Origin of the sequence: Lyngbya sp. CCAP 1446/10 (assembly GCF_026130175.1) — a bacterium.
Lineage (GTDB): Bacteria > Cyanobacteriota > Cyanobacteriia > Cyanobacteriales > Microcoleaceae > Microcoleus.
Map to the genome: position 1 here is coordinate 13,073 of NZ_JAIGNI010000015.1, position 16,302 is coordinate 29,374.

13 protein-coding genes are annotated in these 16,302 nt (G+C 45.5%); 4 read left to right on the forward strand and 9 right to left on the reverse strand.

The window, feature by feature from the left end:
• Positions 1–562: 562 nt before the first annotated feature.
• The 4 genes from K4039_RS09055 to K4039_RS09070 form a co-directional block, all read right to left on the reverse strand.
• A complete protein-coding gene (locus K4039_RS09055) occupies positions 563–1,396 on the reverse strand; it encodes a GUN4 domain-containing protein (RefSeq protein WP_265234831.1) in 834 nt (277 codons plus the stop codon).
• A gap of 347 nt (positions 1,397–1,743) precedes the next feature.
• Positions 1,744–2,886: a cell wall metabolism sensor histidine kinase WalK gene (locus K4039_RS09060; protein ID WP_265234832.1), complete on the reverse strand. Its 1,143-nt coding sequence runs from the start codon at positions 2,884–2,886 to the stop codon at positions 1,744–1,746.
• A 150-nt stretch (positions 2,887–3,036) separates the two neighbouring features.
• Entirely contained in the window at positions 3,037–5,709 is a 2,673-nt protein-coding gene (locus K4039_RS09065) for an adenylate/guanylate cyclase domain-containing protein (RefSeq protein ID WP_265234833.1), read from the reverse strand.
• A gap of 579 nt (positions 5,710–6,288) precedes the next feature.
• Positions 6,289–7,422, reverse strand: a complete 1,134-nt coding sequence (locus tag K4039_RS09070; protein WP_265234834.1) for a glycosyltransferase — start codon at positions 7,420–7,422, stop codon at positions 6,289–6,291.
• On the opposite strand from K4039_RS09070, the gene K4039_RS09075 reads away from it, so the two are divergent.
• Positions 7,403–7,570, forward strand: a complete 168-nt coding sequence (locus K4039_RS09075) for a hypothetical protein (RefSeq protein ID WP_265234835.1) — start codon at positions 7,403–7,405, stop codon at positions 7,568–7,570. The genes K4039_RS09070 and K4039_RS09075 overlap by 20 nt on opposite strands.
• 167 nt (positions 7,571–7,737) lie before the next feature.
• Here K4039_RS09075 and K4039_RS09080 read toward each other — a convergent pair whose 3' ends face one another.
• The 3 genes from K4039_RS09080 to K4039_RS09090 form a co-directional block, all read right to left on the reverse strand.
• Entirely contained in the window at positions 7,738–8,022 is a 285-nt protein-coding gene (locus K4039_RS09080; protein ID WP_265234836.1) for a hypothetical protein, read from the reverse strand.
• A gap of 307 nt (positions 8,023–8,329) precedes the next feature.
• The gene (locus K4039_RS09085) at positions 8,330–9,481 is read right to left on the reverse strand and encodes an NAD-dependent epimerase/dehydratase family protein (RefSeq protein WP_265234837.1); all 1,152 of its coding nucleotides are present in this window, start codon (positions 9,479–9,481) and stop codon (positions 8,330–8,332) included.
• Positions 9,482–9,595: 114 nt separating this feature from the next.
• Entirely contained in the window at positions 9,596–10,186 is a 591-nt protein-coding gene (locus tag K4039_RS09090) for a chromophore lyase CpcT/CpeT (protein WP_265234838.1), read from the reverse strand.
• 614 nt (positions 10,187–10,800) lie between these two features.
• On the opposite strand from K4039_RS09090, the gene K4039_RS09095 reads away from it, so the two are divergent.
• Both K4039_RS09095 and K4039_RS09100 read left to right on the forward strand, forming a co-directional pair.
• The gene (locus tag K4039_RS09095) at positions 10,801–11,991 is read left to right on the forward strand and encodes a transposase (protein WP_265234839.1); all 1,191 of its coding nucleotides are present in this window, start codon (positions 10,801–10,803) and stop codon (positions 11,989–11,991) included.
• Positions 11,992–12,509: 518 nt separating this feature from the next.
• On the forward strand, positions 12,510–13,727 hold the full coding sequence (locus K4039_RS09100) for a sensor histidine kinase (protein WP_265234840.1): 1,218 nt from the start codon (positions 12,510–12,512) through the stop codon (positions 13,725–13,727).
• 299 nt (positions 13,728–14,026) lie between these two features.
• Here the strand turns inward: K4039_RS09100 and K4039_RS09105 are convergent, their stop codons facing one another.
• Complete coding sequence (locus tag K4039_RS09105) at positions 14,027–14,128, reverse strand: cytochrome b6-f complex subunit PetL (protein ID WP_265234841.1); 102 nt, start codon at positions 14,126–14,128, stop codon at positions 14,027–14,029.
• A gap of 77 nt (positions 14,129–14,205) precedes the next feature.
• Between K4039_RS09105 and aroB the strand changes: the two genes are divergently transcribed.
• Positions 14,206–15,300 carry a 3-dehydroquinate synthase gene (gene aroB / locus K4039_RS09110; protein ID WP_265234842.1) on the forward strand — a complete coding sequence of 365 codons (1,095 nt, stop codon included), beginning with the start codon at positions 14,206–14,208 and terminating at the stop codon, positions 15,298–15,300.
• Between the two features lie 96 nt (positions 15,301–15,396).
• Here the strand turns inward: aroB and K4039_RS09115 are convergent, their stop codons facing one another.
• A complete protein-coding gene (locus tag K4039_RS09115) occupies positions 15,397–16,164 on the reverse strand; it encodes a tetratricopeptide repeat protein (RefSeq protein ID WP_265234843.1) in 768 nt (255 codons plus the stop codon).
• Positions 16,165–16,302 lie beyond the last annotated feature (138 nt).

Here is a 16,302-nt window from a genome sequence, read left to right on the forward strand (position 1 = left end):
AAACCCTATAAAAATTTTGTATAGCTGACAAAGGAACCATAACAAAAAATACTGCACGTACAGCCCACTAACAGGAATTAAAAATTTTAAAATGGTGAATTCGTTAGCGGATATACAAAACAAAAGGGCAAAAATTAGGCTTTGCCCCTCTGCTTTTATTGGTTCTCGATTTTAACGGGACTGGCCGGGTTCGAACCGGCGACCTAGCGCTTCAGATTTGTGTGAGTTTCCCCACTCTCCGGACTATTCCTTCACCGTGGGCTTTGCAGCCTTTAGGTGGCGGCCGTATGTTTAGGAGGTTTTATTGTGTTTACTTCCTAAAGCCAGTCTCTGCACCTTCCTTACCTAAACAATGTTCAGATAAAGCTTGGCTCAAGATTACCGTATCTGTCGTCAGACTTAGGCTTCCTTGAGTTTGACCACATTCACTCCCAGAGTTTCCTCGCAGGGTGCCCGATTCTTCAGGAGGCGCTTGCTCTATCCATCTGAGCCACAGCCCCAGTTGCTGAACCGTTTTGATTATAGCAGTTAATGTCGATTTTGAATTTTTTATTTTGGATGATTATCGATCGCCCGTGGCAAGTCTCGCACCGATACCGGCAAAATTCTCTGCTGCTGTGAGTGTGCCGGCACCATAACAGGCGCGCCGTCGCCATGCAGTGACAGGGAGGTGTCCAGGGGGAGCATTTTCGCCCCATGAGAGCTCGTTGTAATATTTCCAATTTTCCTTAACTCGCCAGCCGACTCGATCGCACAATTCAGTATAATTGCCCCCGGTACTTTCCCAAATCTGCTGCTGCACTGTCAACCCGAACCGCCCGCTGCTGTATTGTTGCCAAAGTTGGTCGATCGTGCGAAGGTCTGTAAGAGGAAAACTGTCAATATCCGCCGCACTTAGCCACCCTTCCTCTTCTCGGAGAGTTATCTGTAGCAAAATTTCCCAAGTATGTTCGTCAGCTTTGCGCCATTTTCGCATTTGTAACAGCTTTGTCAGTTGTCGGTAGTCCATCCCAACTTCAGACATCGGAGGAGTTTGGTCAGGTATGGCGCCTATTTTCTCTTCCAGTCGCAGTAGAGTGCTGGCAATGAATTCGGGGTTTAGTTGTTCCAGGCGGTACAGAACCCATTCTAACTGCGATTGCAGGTATGTGCGGGCGATCGCGCCTTGCTGCAATTCCTGTTGCAACTCATCAAATCGGGCTGACCAATTTTGTTGATTGCGGGCCGATTCCCACATTTGTTTTGCCCATTGCAATCTAACTTGTTCTTGTTTTAAATAAGTTTTGGAAGGCTTAGCACGCGGCGGGTAGGGAGTCAAATCCCAGCCACAAATTGAGCAACACAACTCTGCTTTTTCTTCTATGTAATCAGCACCGCACACTGGACAGTTAGACATATTGCCATAAATTCGGTTGCCAACCAATTATATAATCTAATATGCTCCTAGGATAATAGACGAGCAATTGCATAAATTTTTGATAAATACCAAAACCGCAGATTTAAGACAGATAAACGCAGACAAACGCAGATAAATTTAAGACACGAAAGCGATTTTTGTAATCATGTTCTCATAAGTTAGCGGTAGGGTGCGTCAGTTTAGTAATTTTTAATGAACGCCGACAATCAAATTCTGACGCACCATCTAAGCTGTTGAGCATTTAAATTGCATATTCGGGACGGGCTATAAGCCCATCCCACAAGCATTTTATTGACTTTTGACACACAATTTAAATGTAGAACAGCTTAACAAGGCAAGCAAATAGTAAACAAGCTGCCTTTACCCAACTCAGATTTTGCCTCGATCGTGCCGCGGTGAGCTTCGACTATTTGGCGGCAGAGGTGCAGTCCCAAACCTGTGCTGGATTTCTTGTGAGTTCCCGATCCAAACCTTTCAAATAACTTGGCTTGTTCTGTGGGAGAAATGCCGGCGCCGGTGTCTTGGATTTCCATAATTACCCAAGCCAGCGGTTGGTTTTTGAAGCTGGTATAAGCAGGGGAATTGGCAGCTTTTAATCGGACATCTATGGAGCCGCTGTCGGTGAATTTGATCGCATTTCCGATTAAGTTTGTCAGCAAGCGGTGCAACTCCAGACGATCGCCCGGATACTTGGCAATCGGAGCACTTTCTGCACTGTCTGTCAAGTTTAAATTCAGCGACAAATTTTTAGCATCGGCTAGGGGAGCGAGTTCTTCGGCTACCTCATGAATGAGCTGGCGCAAGTCAACGGGAGCGAAACTTAGGGATTTGCGCCCTGCTTCGTAGCGGTAGACTTCCAGCAGCATATTTACCATCGCGATCAGGTTTTTGTTGCTGCGAACCATTGTCCCGAAAGCGTCCCCCATCTGAGGCGAGATTTCTCCCAAAGCTCCCTGCTGCATTAAGGTGAGCATTCGATCGGCTGCTACGAGGGGCGTCCGCAAGTCGTGAGCGAGTCTGGAGACAAAATCTTCGCGCTGGAGGGCGATCGAATTGCGCTCGTCTACGCTGTGTTTTAGGCGCAGGAGCGATCGCACCCTCGCCAGCAGTTCGTCCATTTCTACGGGTTTGCGGATGAAATCGTCTGCACCCATATCCAGTCCCTGGACTACGCTGGCGCTGTCGTGAGCTGTGATCAGCAAAATCGGGATAAAGGGCAATTCCTTATTTTGTCGCATTCGCTGGGTGACTTCGTAACCGTCCATTCCCGGCATCATTACGTCTAGCAGTACCAAATCGGGGGTTGATTTGTCAATTTGGCTTAAGGCCGAAAAGCCGTTCTCGGCCGTGCTAATTTCGTAACCTTCTTCTTCCAGGATTGTCTGCACCAACAAAACATTATCTGGTGCGTCATCTACAACCAGAATGCGATCGGCTTTTGTGGCATTCGGAACAGATAAATAGTTCATTTAATTGTTGGCGTGGAAATAAATACTAACTTTAATCGGGCATTCGATTTATGTTTTCACATTTTTCTACTTGTTAACTCTGTCATAAGGAAGATCTCAAAACTTTATCCAATCTTTTTATTTTGGGGCACTTATATCTGATAAAATATGCTATTTGGTCGTCATAGTATGAACGCCGTCCCAATCGTCGGGCGGGGGTACTTCCAAATAGCTGAGTGTTCGCTGTAGGTGAACTTCCACCGGTCGATCGCTCGGTCGCATCGCTAAAGCCGCCTCAAAACAACTAATAGCTTTCTGAAAATTTCTCTTGATATAAGCATCCCGACCTTTACTGTAAAGTTCCAAAAACCTTTCGGTTTCTCCATCAAGGGGATCGGAACTATTTTGCAGCAACTCGTAAATGCCGATCGGTTGATTTTTGCCCTTAACCCGCACCTTGTCCAACTCTCGCACCCAAATTCCTTCGCGGCATAAATTGTAGGTAAACTCGCTCAAAATGATATCGCAGCCGTACTCTTTTGTAAGCTGTTCCAAGCGCGAACTCAAATTCACCGCATCGCCGATTACCGTGTAATCCATCCGTTTTTCCGAACCAATATTGCCCGAAACCACCTCTCCAGAACTAATCCCAATTCCGAAGCGAAACGGATCTTTGCCGGGGCGAGAATCATTAAACTCTTTCAAACGCCGGCGCATATCTAAAGCCGACTGCACCGCCATCCAACCGTGACTTTCCGGGGGATTGAGTGGCAGGGGCGCGCCGAACACGGCCATTAAAGCATCGCCGATAAACTTGTCTAAAGTACCTTCGTAATGGAAAACGGCCTCCACCATCGTCTCAAAATACTCGTTTAGCAGGGATACCACCTCCGATGCTCCCAGATTTTCGGTGAGGGTGGTGTAGCCGCGAATGTCCGAAAATAAAATAGTAACGTCTTTGCGTTCGCCCACCATCAGGGCCCCTTCGCCCAAGGCCATGACTTTATCTACGACTCCGGGAGTCAGGTAGCGGTACATCGTATTTTTCATCCGCTTTTCGCGGCTGATGTCTTCGAGTACCACTAAACCGCCGCGCACGCCGCCTTCTGGATTGATTAGGGGGTTGACAGTTAAATTCAAACTGCGTTCAATTACTTTAATTTGAGATTTCTGGATTGGTAGCGGACAATAAGGGTGATACCGGGCAGAATTCGGCAGCGAAAATAAAGATTGGGAATTAGCTAATTCTGCCCGCGCTACTTCTTCTGTCCAGGCACTGTTTTCGCCCCAAGCGTAATATAAATTCGGGTCTGTGCGATCGGGCACGGCCAAAATATAAATTTCTTCTGCTGTTTCTTCTGCTGTTTCTTCTGCGGATGCTGCGGAACAAAACGTTTTTTCCACCAACAGTCCCACAGTTAAACTTTGTTCGGGAACGTAATGTCGGGCTGCATGGTTGAGACTATCTTCGAGTCGAAATTGCAAATTATCGATCGGCAAAACTTCCCAAACATAGCGATCGATCAGTTTTTCTTCCCAGATCTGGGGATGGTGTTTGCCTTTAGTTTGATTTGGGGGACAGCCCAACAATTCTAGGGCTGCTTCGTTAATTGTGACAATCCGCCCCTGCAAATCTGTGGAAATCACTGCATCTGACAGACTTTGCAGCATATCTTTTTGATACTGCTTTTCCACCATCACGTTTTGAAACAGTTGAGAATTTTGCAGCGCCATTCCAGCTTGGGAATTAAAGGCTCGCAAAAACTCTTCGTCGGAAGCGGTGAAAGTGCCTTGATTTTTATTAATTAGCTGAGTTACCCCGATCAGCTCACCTTTAGCGTTATGCACAGGCATACACAAGACAGTCCGAGTGCGGTATCCGGTTTGCTGGTCTGTAGATGGGTCAAAGCGGGGATCGTCGTAAGCATCTGTAATGTTTAGGGGTTGACCGGTCGAAGCCACGTAACCGGCAATTCCTTTATTGGCAGGAATGCGAATTTCGACGATGGTTTTACCGTCGGCTTTGGCGACTTTTGTCCAGAGTTCGTTGGTTTCCCGATTTAATAAAAATAGCGTGCTGCGATCGGCCTGCATCAAGTCGCGAGCTTGATCCATGACTGCGCGCAAAGTTGTTTCCAAGTCAAGACTTTGACCTAAAGTTGTGGTGGCTCTCAAAAGCGCGGCCACTCCTCGCTGATTGCGGGCGACAACGTAGAAAGATTGACAGCTTTCGAGAATAATCCCGATCGAATCTGCAAAAGCCTGAAACTGCTGTTCGTCTTCCTCGGTAAAGGGGGCATTGCCAGCTTTATTTAACAGTCTGACCACCGCTACGGGTTCGTTTTGGCTCTTGCTGCTAAAAATCGGCATACAGAGCATGGTCTCGATTTGGTACTCCGGCGGTTCGTCTACTTCGGAATTAAAATGCTCGTGCGATCGAGCTTCTGTGACATTTATCGATTTTCCGGTAGTTGCTACGTAGCCTAAAATGCCTGCATCCATCGGCAAGCGAACTTCTACATCTTCGCCCGTGAGCGCGTGGGCTGTTTTGTACCAAAGTTGATTTTTGCTGGGGTCAACCAAAAAAATTGTTGTCCGGTCTGCTTGCAGAATTTGACCAATTTTGACAGTGAAGGCATCTAACAGTTGCTCTAAGAGAGTTTCGAGTGCGTCATTGTTAATCAGGTCCATCGCCCGGATAAATTGCTGAAATTCTGCCGTGATAAAGTCCAGCAGGCACACTAATTCAGGAACTGGCAGGCTCTTAACACGCGAGGTTAATGCCCCCATAAAATTTACTTGAGTCAGTGTAGCCAGAACGCTACCAGCATTGGAGAATGTCATGATTAACTGCTTGCTCAGAGGGTTGACAGACCTGCTGGTCGATCGGTGCTAAATTCTGCGGCGGTGCCAACTTTTAAGTTGTTTGCAGGAATTGCCTGTACTTGCTTGTAGCTTTGAGGGATCGTGAGTTTATTTTTTCGCCGCAACTTCAGTTTGCTTTTTACATATGCTCGATCGATCGTTTTTTTTACAACATCGATACGGATCCTGGTTCGTGAATTAAAGCTGAACTTGAGTTCGGAACACTGCCCGCCTGAAAATTAATTTGCAGGCTGGTGCGATCGATCGCGGGCAATGTAGATTTGACGCTATGTCAGGAGGCTGCTACGCAATCGGACTGCTTTAGCGCCTTCGGCTACCGTATCCGGTCTACTGAATGGCGGTATTTTGTCACGGGCGAAGCATTCCAAATGCTACTCATAAGTTTAATGGTAAACGCAACAACACGATAGCTACAGCAATCTAAGCAGCAAAAAATTTCGATCGGTCTTTGAGGACATCCATCCCCGCTACAAACCGAAGTATCGCGCGAGACCAGCGAAGCTGTCAGTGCTGTTTAAAGGCACGACATCCCGGCATTTAGGCAGCAGAAGGCATGGACTGAGCAAATATCACCGATTGATAGTAACGTCGCAGTTGTGAGGTGGCGGCGGCCCAACCCCAGCGTTCAGCTTCTTGGCGAGCGTTTTGGCGCAGGGTTTCCCGTTCTTCGGGATTCGCAAACAGACGCTGGGTGGCAGCCAGAGCTCCGGCTTCGTCGGCGGGGTCGAATAAATATCCGTTAACACCGTCGGTGACAATATCGGGAATTCCACCACTGCGCGCCGCGACTACGGGCGTCCCCGCAGCCATCGCTTCTAGGAGCACTAAGCCCAGGGTTTCGGTGCGGGAGGGAAAAATGAAGGCATCAGCAGATGCGTAAGCAGAAGCCAATTCTTGCCCCTTCAGGTAGCCCACAAAATTGGTGGGGGTGCCGGCAAAATATTGTTCGAGGGTTTGTCGGTGCGGGCCGTCTCCCACAAGGGCGAGGCGGGCGTTGGGAATGGCTGCGAGGACTGGTTTGATCGACTCGATTTCTTTTTCGGCACCGAGGCGGCCGACGTAGAGGAGTAAGGGGCTGTCTGGGTTATTTTGAGAAAGGCGCGATCGCATTTCTGGACTTGCCAATTCGGGGACAAACATTTCGGTATCAACGCCCCGCTGCCACAAGTCTACCCGCTCAATGCCGTGAGTTCTCAACTCCTCCACCATTGCTGTGGAAGTACACAGATTCAATTCAGCTTGATTGTGAGCGCCTTTGAGCAATTCCCACAGCAAAGGTTCAAGCATTCCAAAACCGTAATGGTGCAAGTATTTAGGCAAATGCGTGTGGTAAGAAGCCAAAATCGGAATATTGAACTTTTTGCCATAATATATACCGCCTAATCCCAAAATAGCGGGATTGACAACGTGAATAATATCCGGTTCAAACTGCTGTAATTGTTGGCCGATTGCCGGACTGGGAAGCGCCATTTTCAGTTCCGGGTACATGGGCAAAGGCAAACCCTCCACACCGTATACTCGCGCGCCTTTGTATTCTGTAATCCCGTAATCTGGAGAAAAGATCAGAACTTGTGCGCCCGATCGCTGCAAGTGATCTACAGTGTGAATCAGCCGAGTGACAATGCCGTCTATTTTCGGCAGGAAAGTTTCAGTGAACAGAGCAATTTTCATAAAACGAAGGAAGAAGGAAGAAGGAAGAGGGAAGAAGGAAGAAGGAAGAAGGAAGAAGGAAGAAGGAAGAAGGAAGAAGGCTGTAGTTATTCTTTATATATTATTGAGGAAATCGATATTTCCATTTTTTGGCAAATTTGGCGGTTAGTAACAGGATTCACTATTTAATTAAGGATCTAAAACTTAATAAATTAAGCACCTCATACAGTCTTCTCTCCTGTAAGTTGCGATATCAAAGAAGGCAGAGCCTCCGAATCTGCATTACCAGGCAGAGCCTGGTAACGAGCAATCGCTTAAGTTATTAAATTTTCATTCTTAAGTGCGATCGATAGGTTTTGGGGGTAAAATACAAATTCCCTGAATACCAATTGATACAATTATTCCACCTAAAAGCAATCCCACACCTTCAGCAAAGCAGTTAATTCGGTGAATTTCCTGTGCAGTTTTGGCGATTAAGATTTCCTTTTCTGTAGCATTCGGCGATTCGCTAACACGGCGGTAATTTTGATAACTCGCCTTTAGTGCAGCCCATTCCGGCACCAAATAATAAGCACAAACTGCACTAGCCAAAAATCCCGGCACAACAACTAAAAGCAACAAAATGAGAATTCGACTTTTCACGGTATAGAAGGAAGAAGTTCGGCAACGGATTTTGTAACGGATGTAACGGATGGAAGAAGGAAGATGGAAGAAGGAAAAAGGAAGAAAAAATCGACCGCTTATGTTTCAGCAATTAAGAACGTCATAACCATCGGGCGCGGTTGCTATATTTATTCCCAAACAAGCTAGCAGTTCTTCTCTTCCCTTTTTTTCTCTTACTTCACGCCCTAGCGCTTACGCGCGGCTTCGCCTAACGCGCCTTCGCGGTTCGTTAAAAAAACTCTCTCCCGCAGCTAGACAGCCAAATTTACCTGTGCCAAGAAACCTTCGGCAAAATCTGGTTTTTATCGACGCGGTGCTGATATTTTGTAGCAAAATTCAACAGAGAATCGAGCAGGGAATCTGAGAGATAGTGCGGCTGCAAGCCTAGTTCTAGCAAACTGGTGTTTTTGGCATTGAAATAATGTTCTTCTTTCTCGACTCTGGGATTTTCGAGGTGGTTGATTTCTACTTTTAATCCCATTGCCGTGCCTGCTTTTTGCACCAATGAGGCTAAGTCGCCGACGCTGAATTGTTCGGTGAATTGGTTGAAGACGCGGAATTCTCCGGCGGCGGCGGGGTTGGCGATCGCCAATTCGACGCACCGCACGGTATCCCGAATGTCCAAGAAGGTGCGGGTTTGTCCGCCAGTTCCGTAAACCGTCAAAGGATGACCGATCGCAGCTTGGACGCAAAATCTGTTCAATGCCGTACCGAATACTCCGTCGTAGTCCAAACGGTTGATTAACAGTTCGTCCATGCCTGTTTCTTCTGTGAGCACGCCGTAGACTACGCCCTGATTTAAGTCGGTGGCTCTTAAACCCCAGATTTTGCAAGCAAAATGGATGTTGTGGGAGTCGTGGACTTTTGACAGGTGGTAGAAACTGCCCGGTTGTTTGGGATAGGGTAGTGTATCTTTGCGGCCGTTGTGTTCGATCGTAATGTAGCCTTCTTCAATGTCAATATTCGGGGTGCCGTATTCGCCCATTGTCCCGAGTTTCACTAGGTGACAGTCGGGGAAGTCTTCGCGGATGGCGTACAGCAGGTTGAGTGTTCCGACGACGTTATTGACTTGGGTGAGGACTGCGTGTTCGCGATCGATCATGGAGAAAGGGGCCGATCGCTGTTCGCCAAAATGGACGATCGCCTCTGGTGCAAATTTTCTCATGCTTTTGCTGAGAAAATCGTAGTTGGTGATGTCACCGACGAACAAGTCGATCGACTTACCCGTTAAATCTTGCCATCGCTGGAGTCGTTGCTGAATCGGTGCAATGGGAGTGAGGGTGTCGCTGCACAGTTCCAGATCCCAGTGCCGTCGCACGAAGCTGTCGAGGATGCCAACTTCGTGACCTTTTTTAGAAAGGTAGAGCGCGGTTGCCCAACCGCAATAGCCATCGCCACCAATAACCAGGACTTTCATAAAACAACGGTGAATCTTGCTTGCCAATACTGGGTTAATGTACCAGGTAATGGTGCATTGTGAACCTTTAATCTGCAAGCGTGTTCGCCCAGGATGGACTCAGTTTTTTTTGCATTAAACCTGAATTTCGTCGGCGAAGCTGGCCCAGCGGGTGAATTCAAAGGGGCCGGCTTGAGCTCCCCAGACGTGGGCATCGGTTTCTGGGTCGCGTCCGCGATCGTGGCTGACAAATTTGTTACCATCAATCTCGAATTCGCTGTCTAGATAGGTTTTTTTGCCCTTTCTGACTACGGCACAGCCTTTTCCTGGTTCGACGCGACCTTTAAAGCTGTTGCCCGTCCAGTGGGTAAAAAAGGTGCATCCGGGGAGCAGTTTCAGTTGTGCTGTTTTGATTTCTTGCAGCCGTTGGGGTTCGCGGGATGCGCCGTAGAATTGTGCTTCGTTTTCGATCGCATAATTTTCGATGTCGATGCGATCGTCCGCCGGGACTAATTTTAACACTCGCACTCGGTACGGAGAGTTGAGTTCGATGTCGTAGGCTTGTTCTAGATAAAGACTTACTCCGTCCAATATCTCCACGGGTAATGGTCTCATACAGACGCGGATGTGGGCGAAAAAAGGCGGATTTTCAAAGGCTTGGGCTTGATTGCTGAAGTCGGCGGCCATCCAGCGGGCGAGGGTGACTATATCGGTGGAATGGGTCATTTCGATTTTAGATTTTGGATTTTAGATTTTGGATTGAGGGAGTAGAAATTATTTTAGATTAAAGCGAGAGCGATCGATTGGCGATTTTAGATTGGGGATTTTCGATTGAGGGGAACATAAGTTATTTTAGATTAAAGTGAGAACTATCAATTGGCGATTTTGATCTCCCACTTACTTTACAAAGTTAGGTTTATGGATTTTCTGTTTTTTCAGGAAGTCTTAATCAATCAGTAAATCAATGAAACACAAGACTTGAGTTTGTATAAATTTCGATCTAGCTTTTAACCGCAGGTTTCCCCAGTACAGACACAGATGGACGCAGATGATTTAATAATTATTTGAAAGCGATTGAGTACAAATCGAGTCTAAAATACAATAAAACTTACCCACGGCTGTCATCATCTTTGTTTTTTTTCCGAAATACTATCGGGGATCATCTGTAGTTTTACAAAAAAACTAGCGGAATGCGGAAAGCGAGCGTGACTTTAGTGCGCTCGATGAAAGCGGGCGGGGACTTCAGTCCCCTTCAGTCTTTCTTGTAAAGTATTGTCACAGACTGTATTTGTTTTACACCAACTTTGCTGTTGTAAGTATATCGTGATCAGGTCGAAGTCATGCTAGTTTTTGAATTCAAAACATACGGAAAGCGACAGCAGTTTGATGCTGTCGATCAAGCTATTAGAACAGTACAATTTATCCGAAACAAAGCAATTCGCTTGTGGATGGATGGCGAAAAGATTGGTAAAAACGATCTAAGTAAATACTGTGCATTATTAGCAAAAGAATTTTCGTTTTGTGATGAATTGAACAGTATGGCTCGACAGGCGAGTGCAGAAAGATCATGGTCTGCAATCTCCCGATTCTACGATAACTGTAAGAAGAAGGTTCCCGGTAAAAAGGGATTTCCACAGTTCCAAAAAGACAACCGCTCAGTCGAATATAAGACTAGCGGTTGGAAATTGGCAACAGATAGGAAATCCATCACCTTTACCGACAAACAGGGGATTGGGAAGCTGAAACTAAAAGGGACGCGCGACTTGCATTTCTACCAAGTCACTCAAATTAAACGAGTCAGGTTGGTAAAACGTGCAGACGGCTACTACGTTCAGTTTTGCATTCAGGTTGACCGTTCCGAAGTCGTAGAAATAACTGGAAATACCATTGGACTAGACGTAGGATTGAAAGAATTCTACACCGACTCCAATGTAATTGCAGTAGAGAATCCACGATTTCTCCGCAAGGGAGAATGTAGACTGAAGAAGTCCCAAAGACGGGTATCAAGGCGCGTCAAGGGTTCCAACAACAGAAAAAGAGCCAGAGTGACTCTGGGAAAACGCCACCTCAAAATAAGTAGACAACGTAAAGATTTTGCTGTGAAATTAGCAAGATGCGTAATTCAGTCTAACGACTGCATAGCTTACGAAGACTTGAGGATTAAGAACATGGTGAAGAATCACTGTCTAGCGAAATCGATTAACGACGCATCTTGGTATATGTTCCGAGTTTGGATGGAATATTTTGGCAAAGTATTCGGAAGAATTACGATTGCCGTTTCACCCAATGGAACCAGCCAAGAATGCTCTAGCTGCGGAACGATTGTTAAGAAGAGTCTATCAACACGAACTCACGTTTGTAGATGTGGATGTGTTTTAGACCGTGATCACAATGCAGCTAAGAATATCCTAAGTCGGGGATTAAGTACGGTAGGGCATACCGGAACTTGGGGTGACAATACCTTGAACGCTTGTGGAGAATTGACCGCTACCGATGTTGAAGTAATTCTGCATCGGCAAGTCGATTCATAGAAGCAAGAATCGAGCGTGGCGTTGACTCCCGCTTGAGTGTCAAATTTGTAGTGCTGTGTTGCGATCGAGTCTTGGATAGCTGTGCTGTGCGAGACAGCACTCAAAAAAAATGCTTTGCGACAGAAATGAGATGCTCCCTACTCTCGTTAAAAGCCACTTCAACGACAAAAATCCGGTTTCTTAGGTATTGATGCGTAAGTCATATACAATATCGAGATCCACTCACATTTTATTGTCCAGTCTGCTTGCGGTGCTTTGATCACCAATGTTACAAATATAAATATTCAGTTCGCTAATTTTGCTAATTTAACCAAGCTTCGCAGATGTTTTCTCATTAACTTAGCTCCGCTCTCATTAACAACTCTGTGGTAGTGAAATATCAATTGTATCTATAGCAATTATTAAAAAAGAAGTGAAGAGTAATGACGATAGACCATTGATTACCAATTGCCCAACCAGTATTTATTACTTAAATACAAGTAATATAGACTTTTTTATAAAAAGAATAATTTAATTCTATGAACATCGATATTTTATTGTTGATTTCATTATTATTGATTGCGTTGGGAGCAGGATTTATGCTCTTGTCAATCATCAAAACTCAAAAAATTTTAGATTTACTAAAAGAACACAGTGGCTATCTAGCTTGGAAGATACTGCGGTTTTTGATGGTGTTTTTTCTACTGGGATATTGCCTAGCTTTATTCTTACTTATTAATCAACAGTGGCAATTCCTTCCTATTTTGATTGGCTTAGTATTTTGCCTGGGTTCACTATTTGTTCTGCTTAACGTTAATATCTATCATTACACGTTCCAGCAATTATTAGCAACACAAGTTACTCAAGAGGTTTACCGCCGCGCTCAAATCGCAACAGAGACTACCTTATTTGAGCTAAAAAAAACCCAAGCAAAGCTGATTCATAGCGAGAAAATGTCCAGTCTCGGACAAATAGTGGCAGGTATTGCCCACGAAATTAACAATCCCATTGGTTTTATTCACGGCAACCTTAGACATCTGGAGGAATACACTCAAATAATACTGCATCTGATACAGCTTTATCATAAATACTTGCCACACCCTCCTACTGAAATTAAAACTGAACTAGAGGCGGTGGATTTTGATTTTGTGAAAAAAGATATTAGCAAAATATTACAGTCTATGAATGTCGGCACTACCCGAATCAAAGATATTGTATTATCGTTACGTAACTTTTCTCGTTTAGATCAAGCTGAGTTTAAAAAAGTCGATATTCACGAAGGAATTGATAGCAGTCTGCTAATTTTAAGTCATCGCTTGAATGCTACTTCTACCCGCCCGCAAATTTCGATCGTCAAAAAGTATGAAGCGCTGCCAAAAATTGAGTGCTGTGCGGGACAATTGAACCAAGCATTTATGAATATTATCGCTAACGCTATTGATGCAATTGATGAAAAAAGTGTTATAGACAATACTAATCAACTTGAAACAAAGGTAGGTCAGATTACTATTCGGACATCTGTAGTCGATAGATTTATTAAAATTGCGATCGCCGATAATGGATGCGGTATACTACCATCGATTCAAGGGCAAATATTCAATCCATTTTTTACCACCAAGCAGATCGGTAAAGGTACAGGAATGGGACTATCTATTAGCTATCACATTATTTGTGAAAAACATCACGGTCAGCTAAATTGTTCCTCAATTCCCGGAAAATTAACGGAGTTTACAGTTATGATTCCAATTATAATGTGAGGGTTGGTCTGTCGTAATATAGCCTTTATCAAAAAGGTGAGGAGTTGAAAATTTAGATTTTAGATTCTTCGACTTCGTTCGCGAAGCCGAAAAACTTAAAACTTGTACCGCGAAGCCGAAGTATCTATATTTTTTTTGACAAACGCTATATTAAACCTCTTGTCGAATTCTTCGATCGACCGAAGTATTGGCGGGCTAAATCTAGAGGAAAAATTCAAGATTTTTTGCAGAAATACTTCGTTCGATCGCACGTTTGACCAGAAATTTAATGTTCTGGTTTTTACATCTAAGTTAGTAAATTAGATGAGTTTGACAGCCCGCAGACCAAACATCAGCACTGTCGCCAAGGCGACCATGCCTCCGAAAATCCCAAAATAAGCTATTGCTCCGCTAAGAGTCATGGCAATTTCTCCAAAATAATCAATAAAAAGACCTATAAGAACTATAATCTAAAATCTATAATCTAAATTAGATAAATATGCAATCGATAATTAAAGTTGACTTGGGCCCACAATCTTACAATATTTGCGTGCGATCGGGCGGCTTAGACGATCTCGGCACGCTGATGGGCGATTTAAGTTTGGGCAAAAAGGTGCTGCTGGTCTCGAATCAGTCGATTTTTCGGCAATATGGCGAAAGAGCAACAGCATCCCTCGAATCCGCTGGGTTTGAAGTCAGTACCTGCATCCTACCACCGGGAGAACAGTACAAAACGCTAAATTCGGTGCAGAAAATTTACAATGAGGCTTTGGCAAACCGCTTAGAACGTTCCTCAACAATGGTGGCTTTGGGCGGCGGGGTGGTTGGCGATATCACCGGTTTTGCGGCCGCGACTTGGCTGCGCGGAATTAATGTGGTGCAGGTTCCAACTTCGCTGCTGGCGATGGTTGATGCTTCTATTGGCGGCAAAACGGGGGTCAATCATCCTTCTGGGAAGAATTTAATCGGGGCTTTTCATCAGCCACGTTTGGTTTTGATTGACCCGGATGTACTTAAAACTCTGCCGGCGCGGGAGTTTCGTTCGGCGATGGCGGAAGTCATCAAGTATGGGGTGATTTGGGATGCTGAACTTTTCGGGAAGTTGGAGAATTGTAAGCGTTTGGATCAAATGCGCTATGTGAAGGCGGATTTGTTAGCTGAAATTTTGATCAGGTCTTGCCAAGCTAAGGCTGAGGTGGTTAGCAAGGATGAGAAGGAATCGGGTTTGCGGGCGATTTTGAATTATGGACACACGATCGGTCATGCTGTAGAAAGTTTGACTAATTACAAGGTGATCAATCACGGGGAAGGTGTGGCAATCGGTATGGCTGCGTCTAGCCGCTTGGCTGTGGAGTTGGGAATGTGGGATGCTGAGTGCGATCGCCGCCAATCTGCTTTAATTACCAAAGCTGCTTTACCGGCTAAGTTGCCGGCAGGTGTCGATGTTGAGGAGATTTTGAATACTTTGCAACTGGACAAGAAGGTGCAGGATGGCAAGGTGCGCTTTGTGCTGCCGGTGCGCTTGGGCGAGGCCGCTGTGAGCGATCGCGTGGATGGAGATGTGATTATACAAGTTTTGAGGGAAATGCTTTAAATTTTCGTTCTTGGGGGTGTTGAACCGCTCTACAAGGTCGATTAATGCCGATCGCCAATGATGTTTTTTCTGTCAATGTTCGATCGGCATTTCAGCTTAGGAACTACTGGACTGTGAATTCATTTCTTCCAAAATTTTATCTACTCTAGTAGCAGCTTGAGTTCTACCCTGCTTGATAAATAACTCCTTAGCTTTTTTGAGGCTGGCTACTGCCTCCGCTTGGTCTTCCTTTGCACCTTGTTGGTACAAACCGACTCCTAAATTATTTAAAGCATCGGGATATTGGCTGTTAATTTTAACGGCTTGTCTCCATAGCACAATCGCCTCTGGCAACTTCCCTAGACTTGCCATCGCCACGCCCAAATCGTTGTGAGCTTTGGCGTGCTGTGGGTTGACTTCAATGGCTTTTTGGAATTGGACGATCGCATCGCTCATTTTACCTTGTCCTGACAGCAGACTTCCCAATTTATAATAAACATCGGCTTGTTTGGGATAGCGAGCGATTAGTTGCCGGTACAAAACTTCGGCATTGACCAGATTTCCTTGACCGTAAAGGTCGTTGGCAGTTCTCAAACCCAGGGTGTAACCTTTGCCTACAACTTCGCACTTTTTCTCGGAGTTGCCTTGCTGCTTGCAAATCTTGAGTTCGTCTCCCTTCATCTCGTAGGATAGAACTTCGCGAACTGCCGGCCCCCGGCGCGGTGGCTGCGAGTTTTGCGACTGCAAGTTTGGGGAAATTTGCACCGTGGTTGGTTCAGCTTGTACAGGTGGGACAACTGCCAATGCGCACATTCCAGCCGCCACAATGCTTGGGCCAATCCAGGTAAAAGGTTTGAAAGGGCGAAACTCTCGATCGTTTTTCATGTCTTTTGTGGAAATGTGTTGTTGATATGCTGGGTTTCACTGCTTCGCCGTGAGAGTCCAAACACATGGCGACTTACTATTGAACTTGTTATTGACAGTCGAGACATTTTAGCACGCGATCGGCAGATTTTGAGTTAA